Annotated in this window: 29 protein-coding genes; 22 read left to right on the top strand and 7 right to left on the bottom strand. The window is 45.0% G+C overall.

Going from position 1 to position 23224, the window contains the following annotated elements:
- The first annotated feature begins 24 nt into the window (after positions 1–24).
- Genes cls through pepF form a run of 3 tightly spaced genes read left to right on the top strand, consistent with a single transcriptional unit; the run spans position 25 to position 4433 of the window.
- The gene (cls, locus tag P400_RS0111835) at positions 25–1536 is read left to right on the top strand and encodes a cardiolipin synthase (RefSeq protein ID WP_026826404.1); all 1512 of its coding nucleotides are present in this window, start codon (positions 25–27) and stop codon (positions 1534–1536) included.
- Between the two features lie 15 nt (positions 1537–1551).
- Positions 1552–2613 carry a competence protein CoiA gene (locus tag P400_RS0111830; RefSeq protein WP_026826403.1) on the top strand — a complete coding sequence of 354 codons (1062 nt, stop codon included), beginning with the start codon at positions 1552–1554 and terminating at the stop codon, positions 2611–2613.
- A gap of 17 nt (positions 2614–2630) precedes the next feature.
- Positions 2631–4433, top strand: a complete 1803-nt coding sequence (pepF, locus tag P400_RS0111825; RefSeq protein WP_026826402.1) for an oligoendopeptidase F — start codon at positions 2631–2633, stop codon at positions 4431–4433.
- Positions 4434–4638: 205 nt separating this feature from the next.
- Here pepF and P400_RS0111820 read toward each other — a convergent pair whose 3' ends face one another.
- Together P400_RS0111820 and P400_RS0111815 are read right to left on the bottom strand one after the other, a co-directional pair.
- Positions 4639–5412 (bottom strand): DsbA family protein, encoded by a 774-nt coding sequence (locus P400_RS0111820; protein ID WP_026826401.1) that lies wholly within the window; start codon positions 5410–5412, stop codon positions 4639–4641.
- Positions 5413–5497: 85 nt separating this feature from the next.
- Positions 5498–6079 (bottom strand): CYTH domain-containing protein, encoded by a 582-nt coding sequence (locus P400_RS0111815; RefSeq protein ID WP_026826400.1) that lies wholly within the window; start codon positions 6077–6079, stop codon positions 5498–5500.
- Positions 6080–6189: 110 nt separating this feature from the next.
- On the opposite strand from P400_RS0111815, the gene P400_RS0111810 reads away from it, so the two are divergent.
- The 3 genes from P400_RS0111810 to P400_RS0111800 are packed head-to-tail and all read left to right on the top strand — an operon-like array spanning position 6190 to position 8510.
- Positions 6190–6834 (top strand): GTP pyrophosphokinase, encoded by a 645-nt coding sequence (locus P400_RS0111810; RefSeq protein WP_026826399.1) that lies wholly within the window; start codon positions 6190–6192, stop codon positions 6832–6834.
- Between the two features lie 11 nt (positions 6835–6845).
- A complete protein-coding gene (locus tag P400_RS0111805; RefSeq protein ID WP_026826398.1) occupies positions 6846–7643 on the top strand; it encodes an NAD kinase in 798 nt (265 codons plus the stop codon).
- A 3-nt stretch (positions 7644–7646) separates the two neighbouring features.
- Positions 7647–8510 carry an RluA family pseudouridine synthase gene (locus P400_RS0111800; protein WP_026826397.1) on the top strand — a complete coding sequence of 288 codons (864 nt, stop codon included), beginning with the start codon at positions 7647–7649 and terminating at the stop codon, positions 8508–8510.
- Between the two features lie 36 nt (positions 8511–8546).
- On the opposite strand, the gene P400_RS0111795 is transcribed toward P400_RS0111800, so the two are convergent.
- Entirely contained in the window at positions 8547–9713 is a 1167-nt protein-coding gene (locus P400_RS0111795) for an FtsW/RodA/SpoVE family cell cycle protein (protein WP_026826396.1), read from the bottom strand.
- Positions 9714–9862: 149 nt separating this feature from the next.
- On the opposite strand from P400_RS0111795, the gene fabI reads away from it, so the two are divergent.
- Both fabI and P400_RS0111785 read left to right on the top strand, forming a co-directional pair.
- The gene (gene fabI, locus P400_RS0111790) at positions 9863–10636 is read left to right on the top strand and encodes an enoyl-ACP reductase FabI (RefSeq protein ID WP_026826395.1); all 774 of its coding nucleotides are present in this window, start codon (positions 9863–9865) and stop codon (positions 10634–10636) included.
- Positions 10637–10719: 83 nt separating this feature from the next.
- Positions 10720–10908 (top strand): hypothetical protein, encoded by a 189-nt coding sequence (locus P400_RS0111785; RefSeq protein ID WP_015881231.1) that lies wholly within the window; start codon positions 10720–10722, stop codon positions 10906–10908.
- Positions 10909–10910: 2 nt separating this feature from the next.
- On the opposite strand, the gene P400_RS0111780 is transcribed toward P400_RS0111785, so the two are convergent.
- Complete coding sequence (locus P400_RS0111780) at positions 10911–11420, bottom strand: YjcG family protein (RefSeq protein WP_026826394.1); 510 nt, start codon at positions 11418–11420, stop codon at positions 10911–10913.
- A gap of 176 nt (positions 11421–11596) precedes the next feature.
- Here P400_RS0111780 and P400_RS0111775 point away from each other — a divergent pair, with 176 nt between their 5' ends.
- Genes P400_RS0111775 through P400_RS0111760 form a run of 4 tightly spaced genes read left to right on the top strand, consistent with a single transcriptional unit; the run spans position 11597 to position 13446 of the window.
- Positions 11597–12142 (top strand): phosphatidylglycerophosphatase A family protein, encoded by a 546-nt coding sequence (locus P400_RS0111775; RefSeq protein WP_026826393.1) that lies wholly within the window; start codon positions 11597–11599, stop codon positions 12140–12142.
- Positions 12142–12729, top strand: coding sequence for a phosphatase PAP2 family protein (locus tag P400_RS0111770; protein WP_026826392.1), 588 nt, complete (start codon positions 12142–12144; stop codon positions 12727–12729). Before P400_RS0111775 ends, P400_RS0111770 begins: the two co-directional genes overlap by 1 nt.
- Positions 12726–13262 (top strand): hypothetical protein, encoded by a 537-nt coding sequence (locus tag P400_RS0111765; RefSeq protein WP_026826391.1) that lies wholly within the window; start codon positions 12726–12728, stop codon positions 13260–13262. The genes P400_RS0111770 and P400_RS0111765 overlap by 4 nt, the downstream gene beginning before the upstream one ends.
- On the top strand, positions 13255–13446 hold the full coding sequence (locus P400_RS0111760) for a hypothetical protein (RefSeq protein WP_026826390.1): 192 nt from the start codon (positions 13255–13257) through the stop codon (positions 13444–13446). The genes P400_RS0111765 and P400_RS0111760 overlap by 8 nt, the downstream gene beginning before the upstream one ends.
- An 83-nt stretch (positions 13447–13529) precedes the next feature.
- Here P400_RS0111760 and P400_RS0111755 read toward each other — a convergent pair whose 3' ends face one another.
- On the bottom strand, positions 13530–13817 hold the full coding sequence (locus P400_RS0111755; protein WP_015881237.1) for a hypothetical protein: 288 nt from the start codon (positions 13815–13817) through the stop codon (positions 13530–13532).
- Between the two features lie 273 nt (positions 13818–14090).
- Positions 14091–14822, bottom strand: coding sequence for a hypothetical protein (locus tag P400_RS0111750; protein WP_026826389.1), 732 nt, complete (start codon positions 14820–14822; stop codon positions 14091–14093).
- A 149-nt stretch (positions 14823–14971) separates the two neighbouring features.
- Here P400_RS0111750 and P400_RS0111745 point away from each other — a divergent pair, with 149 nt between their 5' ends.
- The 8 genes from P400_RS0111745 (at position 14972) to nadE (ending at position 20555) form a co-directional block, all read left to right on the top strand.
- Positions 14972–15547 carry a GNAT family N-acetyltransferase gene (locus P400_RS0111745; protein ID WP_026826388.1) on the top strand — a complete coding sequence of 192 codons (576 nt, stop codon included), beginning with the start codon at positions 14972–14974 and terminating at the stop codon, positions 15545–15547.
- The gene (locus tag P400_RS0111740) at positions 15544–16263 is read left to right on the top strand and encodes an alpha/beta fold hydrolase (RefSeq protein WP_051545982.1); all 720 of its coding nucleotides are present in this window, start codon (positions 15544–15546) and stop codon (positions 16261–16263) included. Before P400_RS0111745 ends, P400_RS0111740 begins: the two co-directional genes overlap by 4 nt.
- Entirely contained in the window at positions 16250–16810 is a 561-nt protein-coding gene (locus P400_RS0111735) for an NADPH-dependent FMN reductase (protein ID WP_026826386.1), read from the top strand. The genes P400_RS0111740 and P400_RS0111735 overlap by 14 nt, the downstream gene beginning before the upstream one ends.
- Before the next feature lie 68 nt (positions 16811–16878).
- The gene (locus P400_RS0111730; RefSeq protein ID WP_026826385.1) at positions 16879–17118 is read left to right on the top strand and encodes a hypothetical protein; all 240 of its coding nucleotides are present in this window, start codon (positions 16879–16881) and stop codon (positions 17116–17118) included.
- An 84-nt stretch (positions 17119–17202) separates the two neighbouring features.
- The gene (locus P400_RS0111725; protein WP_026826384.1) at positions 17203–18294 is read left to right on the top strand and encodes a virulence factor; all 1092 of its coding nucleotides are present in this window, start codon (positions 17203–17205) and stop codon (positions 18292–18294) included.
- 246 nt (positions 18295–18540) lie between these two features.
- Positions 18541–18735 carry a hypothetical protein gene (locus P400_RS0111720; protein ID WP_015881244.1) on the top strand — a complete coding sequence of 65 codons (195 nt, stop codon included), beginning with the start codon at positions 18541–18543 and terminating at the stop codon, positions 18733–18735.
- A gap of 99 nt (positions 18736–18834) precedes the next feature.
- On the top strand, positions 18835–19623 hold the full coding sequence (locus P400_RS0111715) for a BsuPI-related putative proteinase inhibitor (RefSeq protein WP_026826383.1): 789 nt from the start codon (positions 18835–18837) through the stop codon (positions 19621–19623).
- Positions 19624–19739: 116 nt separating this feature from the next.
- Complete coding sequence (nadE, locus tag P400_RS0111710; RefSeq protein WP_026826382.1) at positions 19740–20555, top strand: ammonia-dependent NAD(+) synthetase; 816 nt, start codon at positions 19740–19742, stop codon at positions 20553–20555.
- Positions 20556–20599: 44 nt separating this feature from the next.
- Here nadE and P400_RS0111705 read toward each other — a convergent pair whose 3' ends face one another.
- On the bottom strand, positions 20600–20986 hold the full coding sequence (locus P400_RS0111705; RefSeq protein WP_026826381.1) for a disulfide bond formation protein B: 387 nt from the start codon (positions 20984–20986) through the stop codon (positions 20600–20602).
- A 108-nt stretch (positions 20987–21094) separates the two neighbouring features.
- On the opposite strand from P400_RS0111705, the gene P400_RS0111700 reads away from it, so the two are divergent.
- Entirely contained in the window at positions 21095–21973 is an 879-nt protein-coding gene (locus P400_RS0111700; protein WP_026826380.1) for a LysR family transcriptional regulator, read from the top strand.
- On the top strand, positions 21970–23091 hold the full coding sequence (locus tag P400_RS0111695; RefSeq protein ID WP_026826379.1) for an N-acetyldiaminopimelate deacetylase: 1122 nt from the start codon (positions 21970–21972) through the stop codon (positions 23089–23091). The genes P400_RS0111700 and P400_RS0111695 overlap by 4 nt, the downstream gene beginning before the upstream one ends.
- Positions 23092–23224 lie beyond the last annotated feature (133 nt).

Here is a 23224-nt window from a genome sequence, read left to right as displayed (position 1 = left end):
ACAGAAACGAGGTCAGGTTATAATATGTTGCGACGCATACAAGTACTCTTTTCCCTTATTTTGCTCGCGGGACTCATTGCGATATTATCGTATTACTGGAGCTCACAAGTGATTGGACTCTTCTCGATTCTTGTCTTTTTGACAACGTTCAGCATTTTGCTAGTGATTCTGCTCGAAAATCGAAATCCGCAACGAACATTGATTTGGGCGATTGTCATGATTGGATTTCCTGTCATTGGATTGTTCGCGTACTTTGTGTTCGGTCAGAACTATCGACGAAAGCGAATGTTTACAGAAAAAGCGATGCTCGACGAAGAAACTTACTTAGCTTATCGCCAAAAGGCGATGACGCTATCCCCATCGCTTATGTTCACACACGACGATTATGAGAAGTTGATGCATCTCACTTCTTCGTTAAATCAGCTTCCGGTCTCCTCGAATACGTATACACAAATCTTGACGAATGGTCGTGAAAAATTCTCGAAACTGTTACCTGCTTTGAAAGGGGCGACAAGACACATCCATCTCGAATATTACATTTTTCGGGATGATCGTATTTCTCGGGAAATTCAGCGGATCCTCATCGAGAAAGCGAAAGAGGGGATCGAAGTCCGATTTTTATATGATGCGGTCGGCTCGATTCATACGAGTGGCAACTTTTTTGAAGAAATGAAACAGGCTGGCGTTCAAGTACAGGCGTTTTTCCCAGTCGTACTTCCACTCGTCTCGAGCAAGACCAACTATCGTAACCATAGAAAAATTGTAGTAATCGATGGGACCGAGGCATTCACTGGAGGCTTGAACGTTGGGGATGAGTACTTGGGTGAACATTCTAAATTTGGATTTTGGCGAGACACGCATCTGTACGTCAGAGGAGAAGGAGTGTCTGAATTACAGCTAATTTTCCTACAAGACTGGTATTACATGACCGGTGAGCGTCTTTTCACTCCGTTTTATTTAGAGCCACTTGAAACGGTTCGAAGTGCGAGTGGAGGCGTCCAAATTGTGGCGAGTGGACCAGATGAACCATATGAAACGATGAAATCGATTTATTTTTCGCTGATTAATGCCGCGAAAAAGTCTGTTTATATCTCTTCACCCTATTTAATTCCCGATGAAGATATTATGAGTGCATTGAAGACGGCATCTTTGTCAGGGATTGATGTACGGATTGTGCTGCCGAGTTATCCCGACCATAAGATTGTATTTTATGCGAGCCGCTCCTATTATGAAGAGCTACTACTAGCTGGGGTGAAAATCTATTTATATGAGGAGGGCTTCATGCATTCAAAAGTTATCGTCGTTGATGACGGACTAGCTACGATTGGAACGGCAAATATGGATTTTCGTAGCTTCCACTTGAACTTTGAAGTGAATGCCCTCTTGTATAACACGAATTCAGTCAACCAACTGAAACAAGACTTATATCATGATTTTGAAGGATCTCACGAGTTAGTGTTAGAAGAGTTTGTAAAACGCTCATTCTTTATCAAACTCGTGGAGTCATTGGCTAGAATGTTTTCACCACTACTATAAAAAGGGGGGAGCAAGATGCGATTTGCAATCGGTCGGGAAGGGGACATCGTTGATTCTTTTACCCTAAATCGAATGCAGGCGGAGCAGCTTGCTCCTTTTCGATGTCCAACTTGTCAAGAAGTGCTCATCCTGAAGCAGGGCGTGAAGCGGCGCCTCCATTTTGCTCATATCCATACGTGTGGAAGCGCAGAATCGGTTCCACACCATCAAGACAAATGGGCGGTGAGTCAGTGGTTACAAGAAAGAGGGTATCCGGTCGACCAAGAAGTAACGATTGGAGCGCGACGTGCGGACATTTTAACTAAAATCGATGGAAAGTCGACGGTTATTGAGATTCAGGCATCTTCATTACGCCCGGAGGAATATGTCGAGCGGACGAGCGACTATGAGAAAGCAAATCTTGATGTCATTTGGCTCGCAAGTGGTCTCGACTTGAGGATGAACCAATCTTTCCAACCGTGGATGCGTCTTGAACTCTCGAGACGTCATATGTTGATGACGGTGAATAGCGGTTCTATAGTTCGTTTCAATGGGTTTCCGATTTCGATCAAGTATGGAATAGGCAATTGGGAAGCCTCTTCTTCAGCGAAGACGTCGCCGTTTGAAGCATACTATCGGTTCAACGCGATGGAATGGACGGAAATGATTCGTCGGAAGCGAATGGCTCCGCCCTATCCTTCCCCACAGAATCGCCGATTGATCTTCAATCGTCTCTATCCACTCGGTTTATTGCCGGCACTTTTACCGACAGGCTGTTATCTTCCGCTCACATCGCTATGGGGAATACGTGTACATCCGGTAGATTTTCAGACCGTCCTTTATTTAAATCGGTACGAGTCACCAAATGATTCGATAGAATGGAGTATTGAAAAGACGTGTCGTCAGTTTGGAGTAACACCGACAAGCGACTTTTCGGAGTCATTTCATGTACAATGGAAACAACTCTTGAATGCATGTCGTCTATCTTGTGATGTCAGGTCATGGTCGTTGCCGATTACATATGAAGAGGCGAGACATCACGATACACGTTTGTTTCAAGGATTTCAACGATTGATGTTACAGTCGACCAATCGATAAGAAAAGGGAGTGGACGTATGTCAGAGGTATTAACAAGACAGCAAGTTCCAGTGGAAGAAACATGGAACTTAGAGACCATCTACAACGACGATCAAGCTTGGGAAGCAGACTTTCAAGCGCTGAAAGAACAAGTACCAGCTTTAATTGGATTTAAAGGCCGCCTTGGAGAATCGGCAGAGGTTCTACACGAGGCATTACAGCTTCGAGATGAACTATCTCGTAAGTTACATAAGCTGTACACATACGCACACATGCGTTACGACGAAGATACGGCAAATAGCCATTACCAAGCATTGAATGACCGTGCAGGCTCACTCGCGTCTCAAATTTCGGCTCAGCTCGCGTTTATGACGCCTGAACTTCTATCGATTGATGAAGCTCAGATTGAAGCCTACATGGATCAACACGATGCACTTCGTGTATATCGTCATGCATTCGATGAACTAGCGCAAGAACGTCCTCATGTGTTGACGGAAGCGGAAGAAGCGATCCTCGCTCAAGCAGGGGACGTACTCGGACAATCGAGTTCGACGTTCGGTATGCTCAACAACGCGGATTTAAAATTCCCGAAAGTGAAGAATGAAAACGGGGAAGAGGTCGAGTTGACACACGGCCGTTACATTACGTTCCTCGAGTCGGCTGACAGAACCGTCCGTGAGGGCGCATTTAAAGCGATGTACGGGACGTATGAGCAATACTTGAATACGTTTGCTTCTACGTTGTCAGGAAGCGTGAAGAAGGATAACTTCTATGCGACTGTCCGCAAGTTTGAAAGTGCAAGACAATCAGCACTTCACAATAATGCGATTCCGGAGTCTGTCTATGATGGTCTCGTTGAGGCAGTGAACGAACGTCTTGATTTGTTGCATCGTTACGTCGCGCTACGTAAACGTGCACTCGGCTTAGATGAGTTGCATATGTATGATTTATACACGCCGCTCGTCAAAGACGTAGAGATGAAAGTGTCATATGAAGAGGCAAAACAATTGATGGTCGACGGTTTAGCGCCGCTTGGTGAAGAGTACGTTCAAATTGTGAAAGACGGACTCGACTCGCGTTGGGTAGATGTACGGGAAACACGAGGCAAACGCAGTGGCGCTTATTCGTCAGGCGCGTATGATACACAACCGTTCATCCTCATGAACTGGCAAGACAATGTCAACAATTTGTTCACGCTCGCACACGAGTTTGGACACTCTGTGCACAGTCATTACACGCGTACGTCACAGCCGTATCCATACGGTGACTACTCCATTTTTGTGGCGGAAGTTGCGTCAACGACAAATGAAGCCTTGTTGAATGATCATTTATTGAAGACGAGAACGGCAAAAGAAGAACGTCTCTATTTGTTGAACAATCAACTTGAAACGTTCCGTGGGACATTGTTCCGACAAACGATGTTTGCTGAATTCGAACATTTGATTCACAAGGCGGCACAAGAGGGTGTCTCGCTCACGCCAGAATATTTAAACGAGACGTATTTAGAGTTGAATAAACGTTATTTCGGAGACGGCATTGTCATCGATGAAGAGATTTCATATGAATGGGCGCGTATCCCACACTTTTACTACAATTATTACGTCTATCAATACGCGACCGGTATTTCAGCATCAGCTGCATTGTCGCAACAGATCATGGAAGAAGGGGAGGCGGCTGTCCGTCGCTACATCGACAACTTCTTAAAGGCGGGTTCTAGCGACTATCCAATTGAAGTATTAAAAGCGGCGGGTGTAGATATGACAACGAAAGAGCCGGTACTCAAAGCGCTCAATCAGTTCGAAACGGTTCTCGATGAAATGGAATCATTATTGTTCTCGTGAACAATATGTGACAATGTACACAAAGAGGTTGTCAGATGAAGTTGGGCTAGGTATATTATAAGTGTGAAATCAATCACAAACCCCTTTATTGACCGTAAACTTTCTCCCATCTTGTAGGCCTTCCCCGGGCCTCAAGGTTCGACGTTTCTTGTCCCCGCTTGAAACGTCAAAAACCCCACGGCTCCCCGGCCGTGGGGTTCTTTTTTTATTTCGTTTGAGCCCATGCTTCCCCGCTACATCCCGGTACAGGACGACAACGTTGCTGCAAAGATAGCTTTTTCAGTTCGCGTTCAATCACAGTTTTCTCCATGTCTAGAATGTATGAAAGTTCGGTAATCGTCGATGCATCATAACGAGCCAATACTTTGGCTACGTCCCAATCGGTTGAACGGCTAGGGGCATAGCCTAACAACTCTGTCATGACCGATTGATACACATCGTACGGATACACGCCTTCAATCTTCAACGCCTCATCACGAGTCACAAAAGTGAGTGCGGGCAATGACTCAATCTCCCAATCTTTCAACACTTGATGGTCGACCGCTAACGCATTCAAGAGCTGGTTCGATTGAAGATCGGCTTCGAGTTCACTTAAATCAAGACCATACTCTTCGAAAGATCGTGCGAGTTCCCATAGATCGATGGGGTCGGGTTGTTTACTGGAAAATAAATCATTCACATGCAAATGACGCAAGAAACGCATTGCATGACGCTTTCCTTGTAATTCTAGCGCTTTGATCATGGTGAGAAGGCGAACCTCTTCCTGACATCCGCCAACACAGCTAGGAACAGTAGAGACCATGCGGAAACGAATGACATGTCCGTATTCAATCTCTAACTTTTTGATTAATGTCATCACATGAAAGTTTTCAGGGCTCGAAATGTCCATGAAATAGAATAGCTCCAATGGCTTATAAGTTACTTGAATAGGAGTTTCTTCCAGTGAACAAGATGACCCATTACAATGATCACGTTCCATTTGTGTCGCCTCCTCTCGTTAAAAATTCTTTTAACTTTGTATGCTTATTGTAGCAACGAAAAAAAAAGGTTGGCAATGTATCTGCTCAACCTTCAAGAGGATTCATTTTTAACTCCATGAATCGAACGATTTTATTTTTGGCGGGACGGTAAGGAAGTCCGTGTTCTGCTAAGAGTCGTTCAAAGGCGCGTCGACCGGCTTCTTCGTTCGTTACTTCAAATTCTATTTCGTAGTCTGTTGTCTCCAAATAATGGCTTTCATCTAGGACGAGTAGTCCATCTTTCATTTGATGTTCTGCCCGGTGCGTTTCGAGGCGACCGAGGTGTTCGAGTGGGGCGCTCAACTGAAATGGTGCAAGTGCTTGTTTCATTTGGTCATCGTGAATAATGCCGTATTTAAATAAATCTTCAGCCTCTGCCTCTGTGATAGTTGCGTGTGTTTCAAGCAATCCGACATCATTCGGCTGTTTTAGCGTCAATACTTGACCTTGTTTCTTCTCGCGAATGCGGAGTGCTGCACCCTTTTCTTTTAACTGGAACGATGGTGTGTCAAAATAGTCATTCGCTTGCCAGCGAACTTGATCCTCTAACTTGTAGGTTTGAAGTAGCGTCTCGTATTCTTTTTTCGTCAACATTGATTTAAATTCAATTTCCACTTCTTGGGTCATGAATCATCGCTCCATTCTATGAACAATTGTTCGTTTATGATACCATACAAACGGATACATACGGAAAGGACACGTTTTTTTCCGGAAAAGAACGAAAGTGGTGACAGCGTATGCAATCAATAAACTGGGATCAGTTTTTAGTACCGTACCAAATCGCGGTAGACGAGTTGAAAGTGAAATTAAAAGCAGTTCGTAAGCAATTTAAGTCTCAAAATGACCATTCTCCGATAGAGTTTGTCACTGGTCGAGTGAAACCGATCGGGAGCATACTTGAAAAAGCGAAACGAAAAAATATCGCTAAACACGAATTGGCGACAGATATGCAGGACATTGCTGGATTACGAATTATGTGCCAATTTGTAGATGATATCGTTCACGTCTTGGATTTGCTTCATCGTCGAACAGATTTTAAAATAGTGGAGGAACGGAATTACATTACTCACCAAAAAGATTCTGGTTATCGATCGTATCATGTCATCATCGAATACCCGGTTCAAACGATTCATGGAGAAATCCCGACGCTAGTCGAAGTACAAATCCGCACGCTTGCGATGAACTTTTGGGCTACGATTGAGCATTCATTAAACTATAAATACGATGACGATATGCCTTTAGAAGTACAAGAGCGTTTGAGACGTGCGGCCGAGGCGGCATTTCTTCTCGATGCAGAAATGAGTCAACTCCGCGTCGAAATTCAAGACGCCCAGCAAGTGTTTCGGGATAAAGAGATGAACGTGAAAACGGATGAGGACTAGGGGGAATTGATATGCAGTTTGCGATTGTTTCGAGAGGGGATACGCGATCAGCGGAGATTGCCCAGGAACTGACTGGTAAACTTCAAGCTGCCGGGCATACGCGATCTGAGGAGCCGCGAATCGTGGTATCGGTCGGGGGAGATGGCACGATGTTGCAGGCGTTCCATAAATACATTGACCGACTCGATGAAACGCTTCTCGTCGGCATTCATACTGGACATTTAGGCTTTTATGCCGATTGGCAACCGGATGAATTGGACGAATTGACGGAAATGATTACGAGTGAGTCGTTCGAGCCGGTCTCGTACCCACTATTAGAAGTTCTGATCGACTACGAGAACGGAAAGACCGATCGTCAATTAGCGATGAATGATTGTACGATTAAAAATTACAAGCGAACTCTCGTTTGTGATTTATCGATACGAGATGATTATTTTGAGACGTTTCGTGGAGATGGACTGTGTATCTCGACCCCATCCGGTTCGACTGCTTATAATAAAGCGCTCGGCGGGGCAATCGTTCATCCGTCAATCGAAGCAATTCAAGTGACGGAAATGGCCTCGATTAACAACTTGGTTTATCGAACAATCGGGGCGCCGCTTCTTTTACCGAAACATCATCAAGTGAAAATCAAGCCGCATACGAAAACCGAATTCGAATTGGCGTTTGACCATCAAGAAGCTTTGTCTTGGTCTGATGTCGTCTCGATTCGATGTGCGGTTGCAAAAGAAAAAGTGACGTTCGCTCGATTTCGGCCTTTCCCGTTTTGGCGCCGGGTGCGCGAATCGTTCATTGAGGAAGGAAAGTAACGGATGCAAGGATTTACAATTCGTCGCGTTGTGGAAAAAGAAAGCCCACTTCGCGATTTTTTAATGCAAGATATGGGCATTTCCCGAAAAATGCTCACGCTCGTGAAGTATGAAGGGAAGATTGAAGTAAACGGAGTAGCTCGAACCGTGCGTCATAATCTCGAACAGGGTGATGAAGTGGAGGTCACGTTCCCAGAAGAATCTCCTTCAACAGAAATGGTCGCTTCAAACCGATTGCTTCGTATTTTATACGAAGATGACGCTTTGTTAGCGGTTGACAAACCTGCAGGAATCGCGACGATTCCATCAAGATTACACCCGACCGATACGCTCGCGAACGCAGTACTCGGATATTATAAGCAAATCGGTCTTCCTTCTGCGATTCATGTCGTCAACCGACTCGACCGCGATACGAGCGGGGTGGTTTTATTTGCGAAGTTTGGTTTTGTTCATCATCGATTCAGCGAACTTCAAAAGGCGAATAAATTGATGCGCTCGTACATGGCACTCGTCGAAGAAGAAGTGTTGCTCCAAACAATTGATGCGCCGATTGGGCGTGCTGAGGGCTCAATCATGGAACGGGTCGTGACAGAAGATGGGCAACGTGCCGTCACACATGTTCTCGCTTGCCAGAAATTCGGAAGTGACTTTTTATTGACCATACGTCTTGAGACAGGACGGACCCACCAGATTCGCGTTCATTTGCGCCATATTGGACATCCTCTCATTGGGGACTCTATGTATGGTGGAGTCAACCGAATGGACCGTCATGCCCTTCACAGCGCGTCTGCACGATTTATTCATCCGTTAACAGGAGAAGAAATCTTTATCGAGGCGCCGATCCCAGAAGATTTTATCCGAGCGTGAACAAAGCCCTCAAGTTCAATTCCTTGAGGGCTTTTGTCAATCGTCATCAAACATATATGTTTTTGATTTGGATGCTACGTTCATCACGAGACCGATTGCAATCATATTCATGATGATTCCCGTTCCCCCGTAACTGACGAATGGAAGTGTGAGACCCGTGATTGGCAAAACACCGATCGTCATCCCGATGTTTTGGAAAACCTGGAATGTGAACATAGCGATAACGCCGGTGACGATGTAACTTCCAAAAGCGCTACTTGACTCTAATGCAATATGAATCATGCGATAGAGGAACAGGAAAAAGACGATGATAACGAGCGCTGCACCAATGAAACCATAGTGTTCGGCGATCACTGCGAAAATAAAGTCTGTCTGTGATTCCGGCAAATAGACGAGACCTTGTCCGTATCCTGTCCCGAACATTTGTCCGGACCCGATTGCTTGTAACGACTTGATTAACTGGAATGCTAAATCGTCTGAATACTCGTATGGATAAATCCATGCTTGAAATCGGTTGAGGGCATGGCCCGGTACGAACGCTTGCAACAACTCAAAATGGGAGAAGAACAAATACATAAATGTTCCGATTGTCAGAGCGGCCGCACTGAAGAGACCGAGCAACCACTTCCAGCCAATTCCCGAGACGATAATGACGGCGCCGAGCATCGTTATTAAGACGAGCCCTGTTCCCAAATCGGGTTGCGTTACAATCAGTCCGAGTGGAGGGAGGGCGACTAAAATCAGTTTGACCAAGAGCCACGTATCGAGTTGAGATGAGCCATATCGTTTGTTGTGTTCATACACAATCGTCGACATCGAAATTAGCAGGAACAATTTCATGAACTCGGCAGGCTGGAAACTGAAACCTGGAACGTTATACCACCCATACGCCCCATTAATATTTGGAACGAGCGTTGTATCTCGGAGAGGGATTAACCCTACGAGAAGGAGCAGGCCGAATGCGTACAAATACCAATGGATTTTCCGTAGTTGTTCATATTCAATCGTCATGATGGCAAACATCGCAAAAAAGCCAATAACGTAACGAATGCCTTGCTCGAGAGCGAAGTTGATATGCTGAAGGCGTGTCGGCAACATCGGCTGTGCCGTATAGATTGCACCGAGGCTGATGATCATTAACAGGAAGACGATGGTCAACAGCGTCGTGTCTAAACTTTTAAAATATGATTGAATGCGGTTCATAATGGAGTCGAGTCACCCTTTCTATACGTATTTTATCTTACCGCAACTTAAAAAAATCGCAATACGAAACGAACCGGTTGACAAAAGAGAAACCTTTCTGTAATCTGATAACAGATATTATCACCAGGTACTAAAAAGGGGAGTTTATGATGTCAATTTTTCCAACGTTAACAGATAAAACTTATGTCGTCATGGGGATTGCCAACAAGCGCTCGATCGCCTGGGCCATCGCCAAAACGCTTGATGAAGCGGGAGCGAAGCTCGTATTGACTTATGCAGCAGAACGATTCAAATCAGGATTAGAATCACTTGCGGGTGAGTTAAAGCAAGAAGCGATTTTACTTGAGTGCGATGTGACGAACGACGAAGCGATTGAAATGACGTTCCGCTCAATCCACGAAGAAGCAGGGGAGATTCAAGGAATCGCTCATTCGATCGCGTTTGCTGACAAAGAAGCGCTCCGCGGTGAGTTCTCTGAGATGACACGAGGTCAATTCGCGCAGGCGTTAGACATTTCAGCTTACAGTTTGACAGCCGTTGTGAAAGCAGCGAAACCATATTTCGCATCTGATGCTTCAGTGATCACGCTCACGTATCTCGGTGGAGAGCGTGTCGTCCCGAACTACAACTTGATGGGCGTTGCAAAAGCGGCACTTGACTCAAGTGTCAAATACTTGGCGAACGAGTATGGACCTCACGGGGTTCGTGTCAATGCAATTTCAGCAGGCCCGATTCGCACGTTGTCGGCTAAAGGGGTCGGTGATTTTAACAGTATCCTTTCTGAACTTGAACAGAAGGCACCGTTACGTCGAAACGTATCTGCAGATGAAGTGGCTTCGACAGGACTCTTTCTTCTTTCGGGAATGGGGAGCGGCGTTACCGGTGAAGTCATTCACGTGGATAGCGGGTACCATATTTTATAAGTTTGGGCAATGGCGCAGTGATGCGCCATTTTTGTATTACCACATGAAAGAATCGGGTAAGGACCTATGAAGGAGGTCAGATCATGGGTCCTTATCAAATTGATTTCACAGTCGTGCAATATGTCAATCGTCAAGTCCAGCCATCAGGTCGAGCGAGCATCGAACCGGTGACACGCATCAAACGTGTTCAACGTATCCGGCCTCGGCGGGAAGAATGGCTAGAAGAAGAGCAAGAAAAAAACCCCGGTCGCTATGTCGACCGGAGCATATAAGTTTAACCACGGAAACGGAACGTCTCATAGACGTTCCACGTTTCGTTTTCGAGTTCGTACATGACGGCCATCCGTGTGATGGTCTCTTCAAAATGAACTTGTTCCATACGCAACCGCTCGAGTACATCGAACAGTTCCGCATCGGTCAAATCTTGACCGATGGTGATGTGCGGCAAAAAATCATATTTCGGCGGTTGATTGAGGAGACCTTCATGTAACCGCTGGTGAAGCGTGGATAGTTCACGTGTCGGGAGTACCTTCAAATACAATACATTGTTTGTTGGTGCGAAAGACCGGACACCATCGACTTTTAGATGAAGCGGTTTAGTCGAATCTGCGACTTGCTGTAAATATTCTAGTACTTTCGGCAACTCTTCTTCTGACACTTCTGTGCGTGCTTTAATTGTCACATGAGGTGAAATTAACGCATATTTCGTGTCATAACGTTTTCGATAAGAGTTCGCAAAATCTTGCACTTGTTTTGACGGAAATAAGACTACCCCAATCTTCATTCCTCTTCCCCCTTTAATCGTTTACACTACATGTTTATGATGAACGATTTAATAAGCGAAGTCAAAGCAGGGTTCGTCTTTTTTTCGATTTTTCAGTATAATGGTTATATCATATAGAGAGATTATAACTCTCTGAACGAAGGGATGTGAAGCAGGATTCCGATCCTGCGCATACAATGAAACACGTACCACACTCACGAGACGTCCGAGAAGCGGCTCGTGCTCGTCTATTCGAGCGCGGCGTCACGATCGAATCGATTGCGGAGATTGTCTATCAGATGCAAGCACCTTACTCACCGCATCTTTCATTAAAAGACTGCATGGATTCTGTCGAGGCGGTTCTCGACAAACGTGAATTACAACATGCAATTCTTGTCGGCTCAGAGCTTGATATGTTGGCAGAGAAAGGTCAGTTATCAGAACCACTCTTATCAATTATCGCATCTGATGAGGGATTATTTGGTGTGGATGAAACGATTGCGATTGGTGCCGTCAACACATATGGTTCGATTGCCGTGACCACATTCGGATACTTAGACAAGGCAAAAATAGGTATCATCAAGCAACTTGATACGAAGATGGACGATGGTCAAGTTCATACGTTCATGGATGACCTCGTCGGCGCGATTGCGGCAAACGCTTCAGGGCGTTTGGCACACCGGTTACGCGATATGGTCGATTTCGGAGAAGAAGAGATACGTGAACGAAAAGGGTTATATTGATGGCGTGGACACCGAAGAAGGTGATGATAGCCGGGACGGTCGCTTATGTGATCGTGTCGGTGTTTGTCGTTTTAGGGGCGGTCGATCCGATGAACACAATCGTATATGAATGGTTACAACCGTTACCGAATCGTATATTTTCATACGTAACAGAATTAGGGAGTGCTCAAGTGATCGTTGGACTCTCGATTTTAGGATTGTTGTTTTGGTTATGGCGAGGGAATCGTGTCGAGGCTTGGCGCCTAGCGCTCGTGGGAATCGGGACACTTCTGTTGACCCAAGTGTTAAAACTCATCTATGGAATTGACCGACCCCTCATCGATGCGTCTCTTGATGCGACGACGTACAGTTTTCCGAGCGGACACGCTTCCGGTTCGTTTGCGCTGTATGGATTGATGGCGTATGTACTGTATCAAAAAGGGCAGTCGAAGGTCGCTATTACAATACTCGTCTGTCTTGTGGTTGCAGTGTCGCTAAGTCGGGTCATCTTAAATGTTCATTACTTTAGTGATGTGCTCGGTGGATGGTTCGTTGCACTGACCATGATTGCACTCTCTGAATGGTTCATAAGGAGGAAGACAGTTTGATCATCGTCGTAGATGTAGAAAAATGGCTGTTTGTTCACAAAAAAGAAGCGGATGAAGCATCAATTCCTACGATTTTAGTGGAAAAAGATATTGAGGGGGCAACTTGGTTCACTTCGATGAGAATTTTGTTCCAATTGAAAAAATGGGCGAGTCAACGCCAGTTTATCCCGCTTTTATCTTATAACGAAGGGACGTATCGTTCGTATGAAGTGTTTCATGTCGATGCCGTCCCACCGATGACGTTACTCGATGGAGGGCGGACGTTACTTGTGAACAACCAACGTGACGAGACTTACGATCTCGCCTTGCAGAAAAGTGGGCATGAATCGGAAGAATCCGTCTTGTCGTTCGCGTTTCACTATATTGAACAGGCGACAGGCGAAGATGTCGTGTTTGCGGGAAATGGCACGATTGACGTATCTCGAGTCGTTCCAAACGAATTATGGGATGCGACTAACCGACTCGATTCCGGCCGTCGCCTTTTTGAGTGGATGAGCGAAGAAGACTCACGTAAGGAGAATGGACATGACTGATTGGGAGACAACGTTTCAGCAATTGTTAGAGGGACAAGTAGAGGAAGTGAAAGTGCTGAAAGAAGACTTCTTATTTGTTCGAACTATGTTAATTGAGAATGGTTGGCTTTTCGAAGTTGTAGGGGAAGCCAAGCATGGGGGAATAACCATCTATCGGAAAAACTCGATCACGCCGACTTCATAATATAAAGAGAAACGAAGGAAAGTCCTGATTTAAGATAAAGAAACAAGGTCTTTCTCCCACACGGAGACAAGACCTTGTTTTGTTTAAGCGTTTGAAGCTAATTTGATTTTTTGTCGTTTCATCTTGTGTAGTAACCATGCATAAAGGACTTCACAAGAGTTGTGAGGAAGGGTCAGCTCCACAAGCGGATGAGCATGACCAAATATAGTGAAGCGCGAATGGTCCTCGTCGAGCAGAGAGACTTGAATGTCGGTCGCATCCTGTAGTGAAATGCGTTGTTCCCCTGCATGAGCATCTTTTAATTTCAGCATTTTTCCATTCGTCGCAAACTTGGTGAACGAAGAGACTCCTTGTACTTTCAGTTGTTCCATTTCGTGTATCTATCCATCCGCGTGATGAATAGATTTTCACCTCGCTTTCTCTATATTGCCTTCCATTCCTCCAGAAGGTTATTCCTAGTATAACGCCTCATTCAGAAAAGAAAAGTGTTAATTTAACAAAAAATTAAGACAATTTGTTATCAATTTTTAAGGATAGCGTTCAAGCCCGGTTATGAAGGGAAATTGCTTGAAATAATCAGTCTGAAAATAACAAAAAAGAACCTCTTGTCCAGAGGTTCAGATACGTTAGTTACATGTGTGACCTTATAACCGTTCGATTTGCCAAGTACGACGGCGATACATCAACTGTCCTTTAAGTGCGATGGACTCTTTCTTGGCGTCGAAGTCTTCTTCGAGGACGGACATGTCCTCATAACGGCCAGCCACATAGAAAGAAATAACAATTTGTCGATTGAATAAACTTCGTTTTGTATGATCGAAGTCGATGATTAGCCCTTGAGGTGCCAAGTCGAGCAATTCATCAATTACAGGAAGTGGGATCGGGACAAAACTAATGTTGCGAATGTCTCGGTCGAGTTTACTTTGCAACATGTTTTGAACAAATCGATTGATGGTCGACCAGTCTCGAATGTAGAGGCTACTGTGCCGATCGTTCGCTTCGTTGAAAAAAACAATCTCATTATCGAGCGAATCCAAAAACGGTTTTTTAATCCCACGTTCCATATGACTTAAAAACAGGATCTCTGCAATCTCATGATCAGACAACGTTTCAAGTGTGTTGTAATCTGGAAAGTCGATTGCTGTGAATGTCGTTTGGTTATTCAAATACTTTGACGAGAACGAAGAAAGCTCATGCGCTTCGATATAGCGAAAACGTGACCGTGATGATTGCCTCATCCCTTTAATATCGGTTCGACAAATGATCATCGGTCTCCTTACGGAAAAAGCCTCTGTTACATTGGCCAATGTTACACCATGAAGCGTGAATCGTTGGACGTCTCGGTCTAGTTTCAAATAAAAGAGTTGTTTTGACATATGGTATCCCCTCAGTTTGACATACTACATTCATAGTAGCAAAAACACTTGGTTTCTGCCATCTTGAGACGATTACTGAGGATTGAGTTCGATACATTTGGGAAAAGACAAGTATAATTGAGGAAATGAATAGGAAAGGCGGGTTCCATATGTGGGGATTGAAACGTAGTTTTCCTGAGCTCGCTACGCCACGGTTTATCCTTCGGGAGCTTGAACCGCGTGATGCAAGAGCGCTTTATACCATCTTATCCACGGAAGAAGTGATGCGATATTATGGGTCGGACCCGTTGCTTGCCGTCTATGAAGCGAAGAATGTGATCGCTTATTTTAAAGATCAATTTCAGCAAGGGAAAGCCATCCGCTGGGCGATTTGCGATCGATTTACGAACGATTTGGTCGGAACGATTGGATTTCACAATTGGACCGCCCAATACTATCGTGCTGAGATTGGATTTGAGGTCTCTCATCATTATTGGAGACAAGGTGTGGCGTTTGAAGCGGCTACGGCTGTCATCCAGCATGGATTTGAAGAGTTCAAGTTCCACCGAATTTCCGCATTGGTCGCACCAGGTAATGAAGGGTCGAATCGACTCGTACAAAAACTCGGGTTTATCGAGGAAGGATTATTGAAAGATTATGCGTACAGTCATGGTCGTTTTATGGATTTGACGATGTATCGATTACTCAAAACAGAATGGGAAGAAAAGGAGCATTCAATCTTATGAAAGCACTTGTCTTGTTACATGGGTTATGTGGTTCGCCACAGTACTTTGAACAGTTAGAACCTTTGCTAGATGCGGAAGTTCATGCATTCATATTACCGGGTCATGCAGGCACGGAAGTGGGACCGGAAACGATGGATCAGTTCGCGGACTGGGTCATTGAAGAGATACGACTGCGTAATCTTGACAAACCACTCGTGTTCGGGCATTCATTCGGGGGGTATGTGACTACAAATCTCGTTCGTCGTTATGAGAGCGAGTTGTCAGGGTTTGGACTGATTCATTCAACCGCTGCATCAGATTCAGAAGAGGCTAAAGAAAAACGTAATGCGGCGATCAATAAAGTCATCGAAGAAGGGGTAAAGCCGTTTATCGATGGGATGATTCCGAGTGTCTTCTCGAATGATTCAGACCCTATGCTCGTCGAAAATGCGATTAAGATTGGATACCATATGTCGGTCGATGGAATTGTGAATGCGCAACGAGCGATTCGGGATCGTGAAGATGAAGTGAACACTGTCGAGGCAACTGAACTTACGGGATTATTCATTTATGGAGAGAAAGATCCGAACATGAATGAGGACCGGGCGTTTTTAGGTGCGAGTCGTCACACGACCGCCGTTGTCCCTTACAGTCATATGGGAATGATGGAAGCACCTCAGGAAGAGGCTGCGATTATTAATCAATGGCTACAGGAGGCTTCTCATGAAAAAGTATAAATTGATTGCGATTTCTGGCAGCCTTCGGAAACAATCATTCAATACGGCTCTTCTCCGCTCAATCATCGGACTTGCTCGAGACGATTTTGACATTGAAGTCGTCTCAATCGAGCTCCCATTATTTAATGATGATTTGATTGACCCGGATGAACCGGAAGTGGTGGCCACTTTGAAACAAGCCGTTCGGGAAGCGGATGGATTACTGATCGTCACTCCGGAATATAATCACAGTATCCCAGGTGTCTTGAAGAACGCGATTGACTGGCTCTCGCTCGAACCGGGTACCCCACTTCGGGATAAACCGGTCATGATTGCCGGAGCGTCTCCAGGTATGCTCGGAACGGCCAGATGCCAGATTCATCTTCGACAAGTATTTGCCACAAATCGAGCAAATGTTTTACCAGGAAATGAAATCTTTATAACGCATTGTAAAGACAAAATCGGGGATTCAGGACTTCACGATGAAAAGTCCATTAGACAAATTAAAAAAACGTTATCTGAGTATTATAAATGGATTGAATTTTGGAAGCGTAGCGCAAAAAATTAACTTGAAGTCGTTCTTGTTGTTTGATAGAAAGGAATTGTGAAAACAAACACAAGAGGAGCGACACCAAAATGGAAACTTACATCGAACTGTACAATGGCGGCGAATTAGGTGATCGGGCGGTAATGAACGATGGAATGACGTTTGGACGTATGACGATTGTAGAGTTGTTCTATCAATCCAATCATATTTTCGGTTATGTAAAAGAAGACGGAGAAAAACGTTTCTTCCTTGAACCGATTGCAGATGACGACACGTTTACTGTGGATGGTGATACGTATTCGCTCCAACAGTTCATCGCGCTGTTCTAAACATAAATAGACGAATGATTGACGCAAGCGACTCGCTTGCGTTTTTTTGTCATTTTCGTCACGATGAAGAGTGAGGTGATGAGAATGAAACTAGTAGCAATTGAACCAACACCAAGTCCAAATAACTTGAAAATTATCGTAGAACCTCCATTTGAAGGAAGAGGCACCACGTATGACAAAGCGAATACCGATGCTCCGGTCATCATTCAGGAGATTGTCGCACTTCAAGGGGTGAAATCAGTCTATGCTGTATCTGATTTTATCGCTGTCGAACGTCATCCGAAACATGATTGGCATGACGTGATGAATGAGATTCGTCGAGTTTTTGGGGAACAAGTCGAGGAAGTCGAGACCGCCCAAATGGATACGGACTATGAACCGGTTCACGTTTCTGTTCAGTTTGTACTTGATGTTCCGATGCAATTAAAACTCGTCAAAGGGGATGAAGAAAAGCGGATTGGTCTGTCCAAGCGATTCGTTGATGCAGCGATGGAAGTTCAAGCACAGGTGAAAAATGTTATCCAAGACCGTCGTTGGGTGGAACAAGCCCCACGTTATGGCCAACTGGATGAAGTCAGTGCCGTCGCTCAAGAAGAGTTGGAGGCTGCGTATCCACAAGAGCGTGTCGAACGCATTGTAGCTCGGGCATTTGGACGCGAAGCTGATTTTGTGACGAACGCGAATCATTTACAATCGGAGAACTGGAAAGATCGGATGGCATTCCTAGATGAACTCGAAATCCATCATGAAAATATGCCATATTTCCGTCGTGCACTAGAAGATTCAGTGATGGCCATCCGTCGACAGGCTGTCGTGATGATCGGGATGTTTGAAGAGCGACGTGAGGAATATGTCACGTATATCGAACAAGCCTTAGTAGACGCTTCTCCTATTGTGAGGCGCACAGCTGGGGACACAGTCTCAGACTGGGCGTTACCTCAATCACAGCCATCGATGATTGAGGCGCTAAAAGATAAGAACAAACTTGTCCGTTGGCGTGCGGCTCGATTCTTGTTTGATTGTGGAGATGAACGTGCTGTCCAAGCCCTATCAATTGCCGAAGAAGACCGTGAATTTGAAGTTTCATTACAAGCAAGACTTGCGAAAGAGCGGATCACGAGCGGGGAAACGGCACTCGGGACGGTATGGCAACAAATTTCTAACCGCTCTAAATAACTTGTTTCGTTCGACAAGTGTTGAATCAATTTGATTTACAATTTAAGGTAAAGAGGAGCGTCTGCAGTGCGGATTGCTTCTTTTTTCATAAAATCATATGCACATTTCTCCAATTGCTTAACATTTGATGTAAGCGTTTCGACAATAGGTATAATGTCATTGGTTCACTGTCGAACGATAGGACATATATATCGGTTTAAGATTGGTACACTAGGTTTATCACAGATGAACAAAGGAGCCTTACTTATGATATTGTTTGCAGAAACGCCTGAACTTGTAGCTTATAAGGAAGTAGTAGGAGAAACGATGGTCGTCACGTTTGAATCGATGCACAGTGAGACGTTCTCGATTACGGCTCAAGTCCGGTCTGATCTCGATATCGCAGATTCATTGTTCATGACCGGCTGGCAGCAATACATGGAACAAACTAAAGTTTCGTAAAAAAGGTAAATAATATAAGGAAAATCATTACAAACGTCTGCACTTTGTATACACTAGTGCTATAGACGTTTTTTTATTTTGTTGAGGAGAGTGGGATCCATGAAGAAAACTTGGTTGCTCGCCGTAGTGACGGCAATCTTATTAGTCGTAGCAGGGTGTGGTAAAGAAGAGGCGAAACCGAGTCAAGTGAACAGTGATTCGTCTGAAACACCGGCTCCATTGACGCTCGACACGGAAGTGGCATACGATTCATCTGCAAATACACTGTCGGCAACAATCAAAATGACGAACCCAAATGAAGAAGCCGTGGACGTGACATTCAATACGTCACAGCGCTATCAGTTGATTATCAAGCAAGGTGACAAAATCGTATTTGATTATGGTAGCGAATTTATGTTCACGGAATCGATTATTGAAGAAAAGTGGGCAGCGGATGAACAAAAGATCTTCGATGAGGTCTTACTGTTAGATGAATTAGAGGCTGGTGAATATTCAGTCGAAGTGGTCGGGCTCGCTCAAGTCGACGGGGCTCCGGAAATTGCTGTAACGGATGAGACGACGTTCACAGTTGAACGATCTGCCTCAGAAAAACCTGAAGAAGATACTTCAGAACCATCTGCATCAGAACCTCAATCAGATGGTGCGTTCCGTGATGTACAAATTGATGTGAATGACACGATGATTCAAGTTAGTGGTTTTACGGACGAGGTAGAGTTCGAGTGGTCTGTATCAGATGGGCATAACCTGTATGCACAAGGAGCAGCTGAAGTCACAGGAGGCGGATTCTCGTTTGGCGTGTTGCTCGACGAAGCGCCAGCGGATGATCAACAATTGTTCTTAGAAATGACACCGATTGGTGGAGAAGTCACATCATTTAAAATTCAATAACTTTCTTGACGGAAACGATTGTTTCCGTCTTTCTTTTTTTTTTAGAGTGCTAGTTGACGGGGTATAAGGATTATCGGACAATAAAGCAAAATGAGAGAATAGTGGGAGGGTCATCCATGCAACAACATATCATTGAATCAACACATGTCAAACCGACCATCGATTCGAAAGAGGAGATTCGACAGCGGATTGACTTCTTGAAAACTTACGTGAGACGAGCTGGTGCGAAAGGACTCGTCCTAGGTATTTCAGGAGGACAAGACTCAAGTTTGGCCGGAAAACTATGTCAACTCGCGATGGAAGAGCTGCGATCGGAAGAGGATGGAGAATATACGTTTTACGCGATAAGATTACCATACGGTGAACAACATGATGAAGGTGATGCGCAACTTGCTCTTGAGTTTATACGCCCGGACAAAGCATTGACCATCAACATCAAACCTGCTGTCGATGCATCACTTGAGGCGTTCCGACAAGCGACTGATCTTGAATTGAGTGATTTCCATAAAGGAAACACGAAGGCGCGAGAACGAATGAAAGCTCAATATGACGTCGCGGCAACTTTCGGTGCCCTCGTCGTTGGTACCGACCATGCAGCAGAGTATGTGACAGGATTTTATACGAAACATGGCGACGGTGCATGTGACCTCACACCTTTGACTGGCTTGAACAAGCGTCAAGGAAAAGCACTTCTCCACGAATTGGAGGCTCACGAACGTGTCATTTATAAAGTACCGACAGCAGACCTTGAAGATGGTCGTCCTGGACTTCCTGACGAAGTGGCGCTTGGTATGACGTATGATCAACTAGATGATTATTTAGAAGGGAAATCCATCGACCCGGAGATTGCCGAACGAATCGAGACGATTTTCAAGCGTTCACGTCACAAGCATCATATGCCTGCCTCTTTGTACGACGAGTGGTGGCAATGAAAATAGGAGAAGCTGTCGCGATGACAGCTTCTCCTTTATTTGTTTCACGCTTTCTTAAAAGGGGCGAACTGAATAATCAGAATGCATGTGAATGCGATGAAACTGAGTAAAGGAATTGTGACGAATCCAAAGTAGTTAACCCAGCGAATCAGGCAGTCGTTCGTACAGAAAGCCTCTCCATTAGGGATGCGTTCTAAAATCACGTGGTATAGGCTAATACACCATCCCGCTCCGGCCATGATTCCGACAAACAAGCGGTTGACATCACGAACGGTCAACATGGTGGTCAGATAGTAGATGGCCAGCGGATACATAAAAATACGCTGGAACCAGCATAATTTACACGGTAAAAAGAGCATAACTTCAGAATAATAAAGGCTGCCGAGTGTCGCGACAGCTGCGACGATAAAGGCGAAATGACGGCGTTGCATCAGAATTCCTCCTAATACTCAAAATATTGAATAAACATGATATGATACATTGAAACAAATACTTATTCAGTATACAATCTTTCAAACGATAGAGAAATAGGTGACGTGATGCAAGTTTCAGAAGTAGAAGTGTTAATTATTCTTGCAGAAGAATTGAATATGCGTAAAGCGGCAGAGCGATTGTTCGTCTCACAACCGGCTCTCAGTCAGCGGCTCGTGACAATCGAGCACCAATGGGGAAAGAAGATTTTTGTTCGTTCGACCCGAGGGCTCGCATTGACACCAGATGGCGAGAAAATCATCGAGTTTGCCAAAAAGATGTACAGTGAAGAACAGGAACTAAGAGGCGAGCTGACAGCAAACCAAGGAGAAGTATACGGGACATTGAAAATCGCCGTCGCCTCTATCATGGGGCAATATTGGCTACCGAAAGTATTAAAGACGTTTGTGGAACGATATCCGTCCGTTCGAGTGAAGTTGGTCACAGGATGGTCGAGTGAAATGATGCGTTATATGCTTGAAGAAAATTATCATATAGGGATTATACGAGGGAATCCGGACTGGCGGGGCGAGCGTATGAAGTTGTTCTCCGACTCCTTACACTTGGTCGATTTGAAAATGACCGAACTCTCCCAACTGAAAAATAACGAACGCTCGTTCATTCAGTTTAAGAGTGATTCGACTTATTACCAGGAAATATTAGAGTGGTGGCAAGAACGGTTTTCAAGTCCGCCACTCACGACGCTTGTCGTAGATCAGATTGAAACGTGTAAACAGATGGCGTTACATGGAATCGGCTTTGCAATTTTGCCGGAGTCGACCATCAAAGATGTCAATGAGATGAATAAGATCCCATTGACTTCATCAGCTGGGGTGCCGCTTGTTCGAGACACTTGGATGCTCTCGACAGAATCGATGTTAGAGTTGGCGCAAGTTCAAGCATTTTGGAATATTGTTGAAGAAGTAACGAAGGAGACTGAATCATGAATTGGGCAATCGAAGCGAGAAGACAACTACATTTAATTCCAGAGGTCGGGTATGAAGAGTTCAAAACACAAGCGACTCTTGAACAATTGATTCGTTCGCTCGATTCACCACGTGTTCAGATCACGCATTGGCGGACGGGGCTCTTTGTACGTGTAGATGGACTTGTCGGTGAAAAGACGATTGGATATCGGGCTGATATGGATGGGTTACCCATTACGGAAGAGACAGATTTAGAATTTGCATCGATTCATGAAGGGATGATGCATGCGTGCGGTCATGACGTCCATATGTCCATCGCGCTCGGATTGATTAAACGTGCCGTCGAAGTACCGTTTAATCATCATCTCGTCATCTTCTTCCAACCTGCTGAAGAAGGACCGGGGGGAGCGGAACCGATGGCGAAATCTGAGTTGTTCTATCACTTTCGTCCAGATGCGTTATTCGGCTTACATGTCGCTCCTGAATATCCGGTCGGGATGGTAGCTTCAAGACCCGGTGTGCTATTTGCAAGCGCGCGCGAGCTCCATATGACGATTCATGGTAAAGGAGGGCATGGCGCCTTTCCTCATGCTGGGATTGATGCTGTCATCGTTCAAGCTGCGCTCATCATGCAACTGCAAACAATCGTGTCACGGAACATCGACCCGATGGGAAGTGCGGTCGTCAGCATCGGAAAGGTCGCGGCCGGGACGAAAGAGAATATCATTGCTGATACGGCTAAATTGGATGGAACGGTACGAGCATTGTCTGATAAAGAAATGGTCGTGCTCGAGAGTCGGATTCGTCAAGTCATCGCTGGGGTTGAGATGACGTATAACGTTCAAATTGATCTTGAATTCGGGAATCGCTACCATGAGGTCGTCAACGATGAGCGTTATCTCTATCAATTCGAAGAAGCGGTCGAAGAGGTGGGCTATTCGTATAAGACTTGCGTACCAGCCATGACGGGCGAAGATTTCGGATATATGCTGAAGCAAGTCCCGGGCTTCATGGTTTGGTTAGGGGTAAACGACATGGGGTCGGGTCTCCATCAATCGACACTCAATCCGGATGAACGTGCGATAGAAGTTGCCATTGATTTATTTGATCACTACTTCCGTACAGTCATGATTCAATAACTCGGAGCGGTCGCGTTTGTGACCGCTTTTAGTGTGTTCAAATAGGAGTGAAGCTTGGTGGAAAAGGGAAAAGTGAATGAATGTAAAGCGACGATTTTGTGGCGATTGCTCAAATGTGAACATTTTGCGAACT

The sequence above is a fragment of the Exiguobacterium marinum DSM 16307 genome (genome assembly GCF_000620845.1).
GTDB lineage: Bacteria > Bacillota > Bacilli > Exiguobacteriales > Exiguobacteriaceae > Exiguobacterium > Exiguobacterium marinum.
This window is presented reverse-complemented; position numbering and strand designations above follow the sequence as displayed.

Bases quoted from the DNA above. Each gene is read 5' to 3' on its own strand.
- P400_RS0111700 (WP_026826380.1), top strand. From the start codon at position 21,095: ATGCAAGTTTCAGAAGTAGAAGTGTTAATTATTCTTGCAGAAGAATTG.
- P400_RS0111740 (WP_051545982.1), top strand. From the start codon at position 15,544: ATGAAAGCACTTGTCTTGTTACATGGGTTATGTGGTTCGCCACAGTAC.
- pepF (WP_026826402.1), top strand. From the start codon at position 2,631: ATGTCAGAGGTATTAACAAGACAGCAAGTTCCAGTGGAAGAAACATGG.
- P400_RS0111795 (WP_026826396.1), bottom strand. From the start codon at position 9,713: ATGAACCGCATTCAATCATATTTTAAAAGTTTAGACACGACGCTGTTG.
- P400_RS0111750 (WP_026826389.1), bottom strand. From the start codon at position 14,822: ATGTCAAAACAACTCTTTTATTTGAAACTAGACCGAGACGTCCAACGA.
- P400_RS0111715 (WP_026826383.1), top strand. From the start codon at position 18,835: ATGAAGAAAACTTGGTTGCTCGCCGTAGTGACGGCAATCTTATTAGTC.
- P400_RS0111770 (WP_026826392.1), top strand. From the start codon at position 12,142: ATGGCGTGGACACCGAAGAAGGTGATGATAGCCGGGACGGTCGCTTAT.
- P400_RS0111695 (WP_026826379.1), top strand. From the start codon at position 21,970: ATGAATTGGGCAATCGAAGCGAGAAGACAACTACATTTAATTCCAGAG.
- P400_RS0111720 (WP_015881244.1), top strand. From the start codon at position 18,541: ATGATATTGTTTGCAGAAACGCCTGAACTTGTAGCTTATAAGGAAGTA.
- P400_RS0111830 (WP_026826403.1), top strand. From the start codon at position 1,552: ATGCGATTTGCAATCGGTCGGGAAGGGGACATCGTTGATTCTTTTACC.
- nadE (WP_026826382.1), top strand. From the start codon at position 19,740: ATGCAACAACATATCATTGAATCAACACATGTCAAACCGACCATCGAT.
- P400_RS0111810 (WP_026826399.1), top strand. From the start codon at position 6,190: ATGCAATCAATAAACTGGGATCAGTTTTTAGTACCGTACCAAATCGCG.
- P400_RS0111755 (WP_015881237.1), bottom strand. From the start codon at position 13,817: ATGGAACAACTGAAAGTACAAGGAGTCTCTTCGTTCACCAAGTTTGCG.
- P400_RS0111760 (WP_026826390.1), top strand. From the start codon at position 13,255: ATGACTGATTGGGAGACAACGTTTCAGCAATTGTTAGAGGGACAAGTA.
- P400_RS0111785 (WP_015881231.1), top strand. From the start codon at position 10,720: ATGGGTCCTTATCAAATTGATTTCACAGTCGTGCAATATGTCAATCGT.
- P400_RS0111745 (WP_026826388.1), top strand. From the start codon at position 14,972: ATGTGGGGATTGAAACGTAGTTTTCCTGAGCTCGCTACGCCACGGTTT.
- P400_RS0111705 (WP_026826381.1), bottom strand. From the start codon at position 20,986: ATGCAACGCCGTCATTTCGCCTTTATCGTCGCAGCTGTCGCGACACTC.
- P400_RS0111815 (WP_026826400.1), bottom strand. From the start codon at position 6,079: ATGACCCAAGAAGTGGAAATTGAATTTAAATCAATGTTGACGAAAAAA.
- P400_RS0111820 (WP_026826401.1), bottom strand. From the start codon at position 5,412: ATGGAACGTGATCATTGTAATGGGTCATCTTGTTCACTGGAAGAAACT.
- P400_RS0111780 (WP_026826394.1), bottom strand. From the start codon at position 11,420: ATGAAGATTGGGGTAGTCTTATTTCCGTCAAAACAAGTGCAAGATTTT.
- P400_RS0111735 (WP_026826386.1), top strand. From the start codon at position 16,250: ATGAAAAAGTATAAATTGATTGCGATTTCTGGCAGCCTTCGGAAACAA.
- P400_RS0111730 (WP_026826385.1), top strand. From the start codon at position 16,879: ATGGAAACTTACATCGAACTGTACAATGGCGGCGAATTAGGTGATCGG.
- P400_RS0111725 (WP_026826384.1), top strand. From the start codon at position 17,203: ATGAAACTAGTAGCAATTGAACCAACACCAAGTCCAAATAACTTGAAA.
- P400_RS0111775 (WP_026826393.1), top strand. From the start codon at position 11,597: ATGAAACACGTACCACACTCACGAGACGTCCGAGAAGCGGCTCGTGCT.
- P400_RS0111800 (WP_026826397.1), top strand. From the start codon at position 7,647: ATGCAAGGATTTACAATTCGTCGCGTTGTGGAAAAAGAAAGCCCACTT.
- fabI (WP_026826395.1), top strand. From the start codon at position 9,863: ATGTCAATTTTTCCAACGTTAACAGATAAAACTTATGTCGTCATGGGG.
- cls (WP_026826404.1), top strand. From the start codon at position 25: ATGTTGCGACGCATACAAGTACTCTTTTCCCTTATTTTGCTCGCGGGA.
- P400_RS0111805 (WP_026826398.1), top strand. From the start codon at position 6,846: ATGCAGTTTGCGATTGTTTCGAGAGGGGATACGCGATCAGCGGAGATT.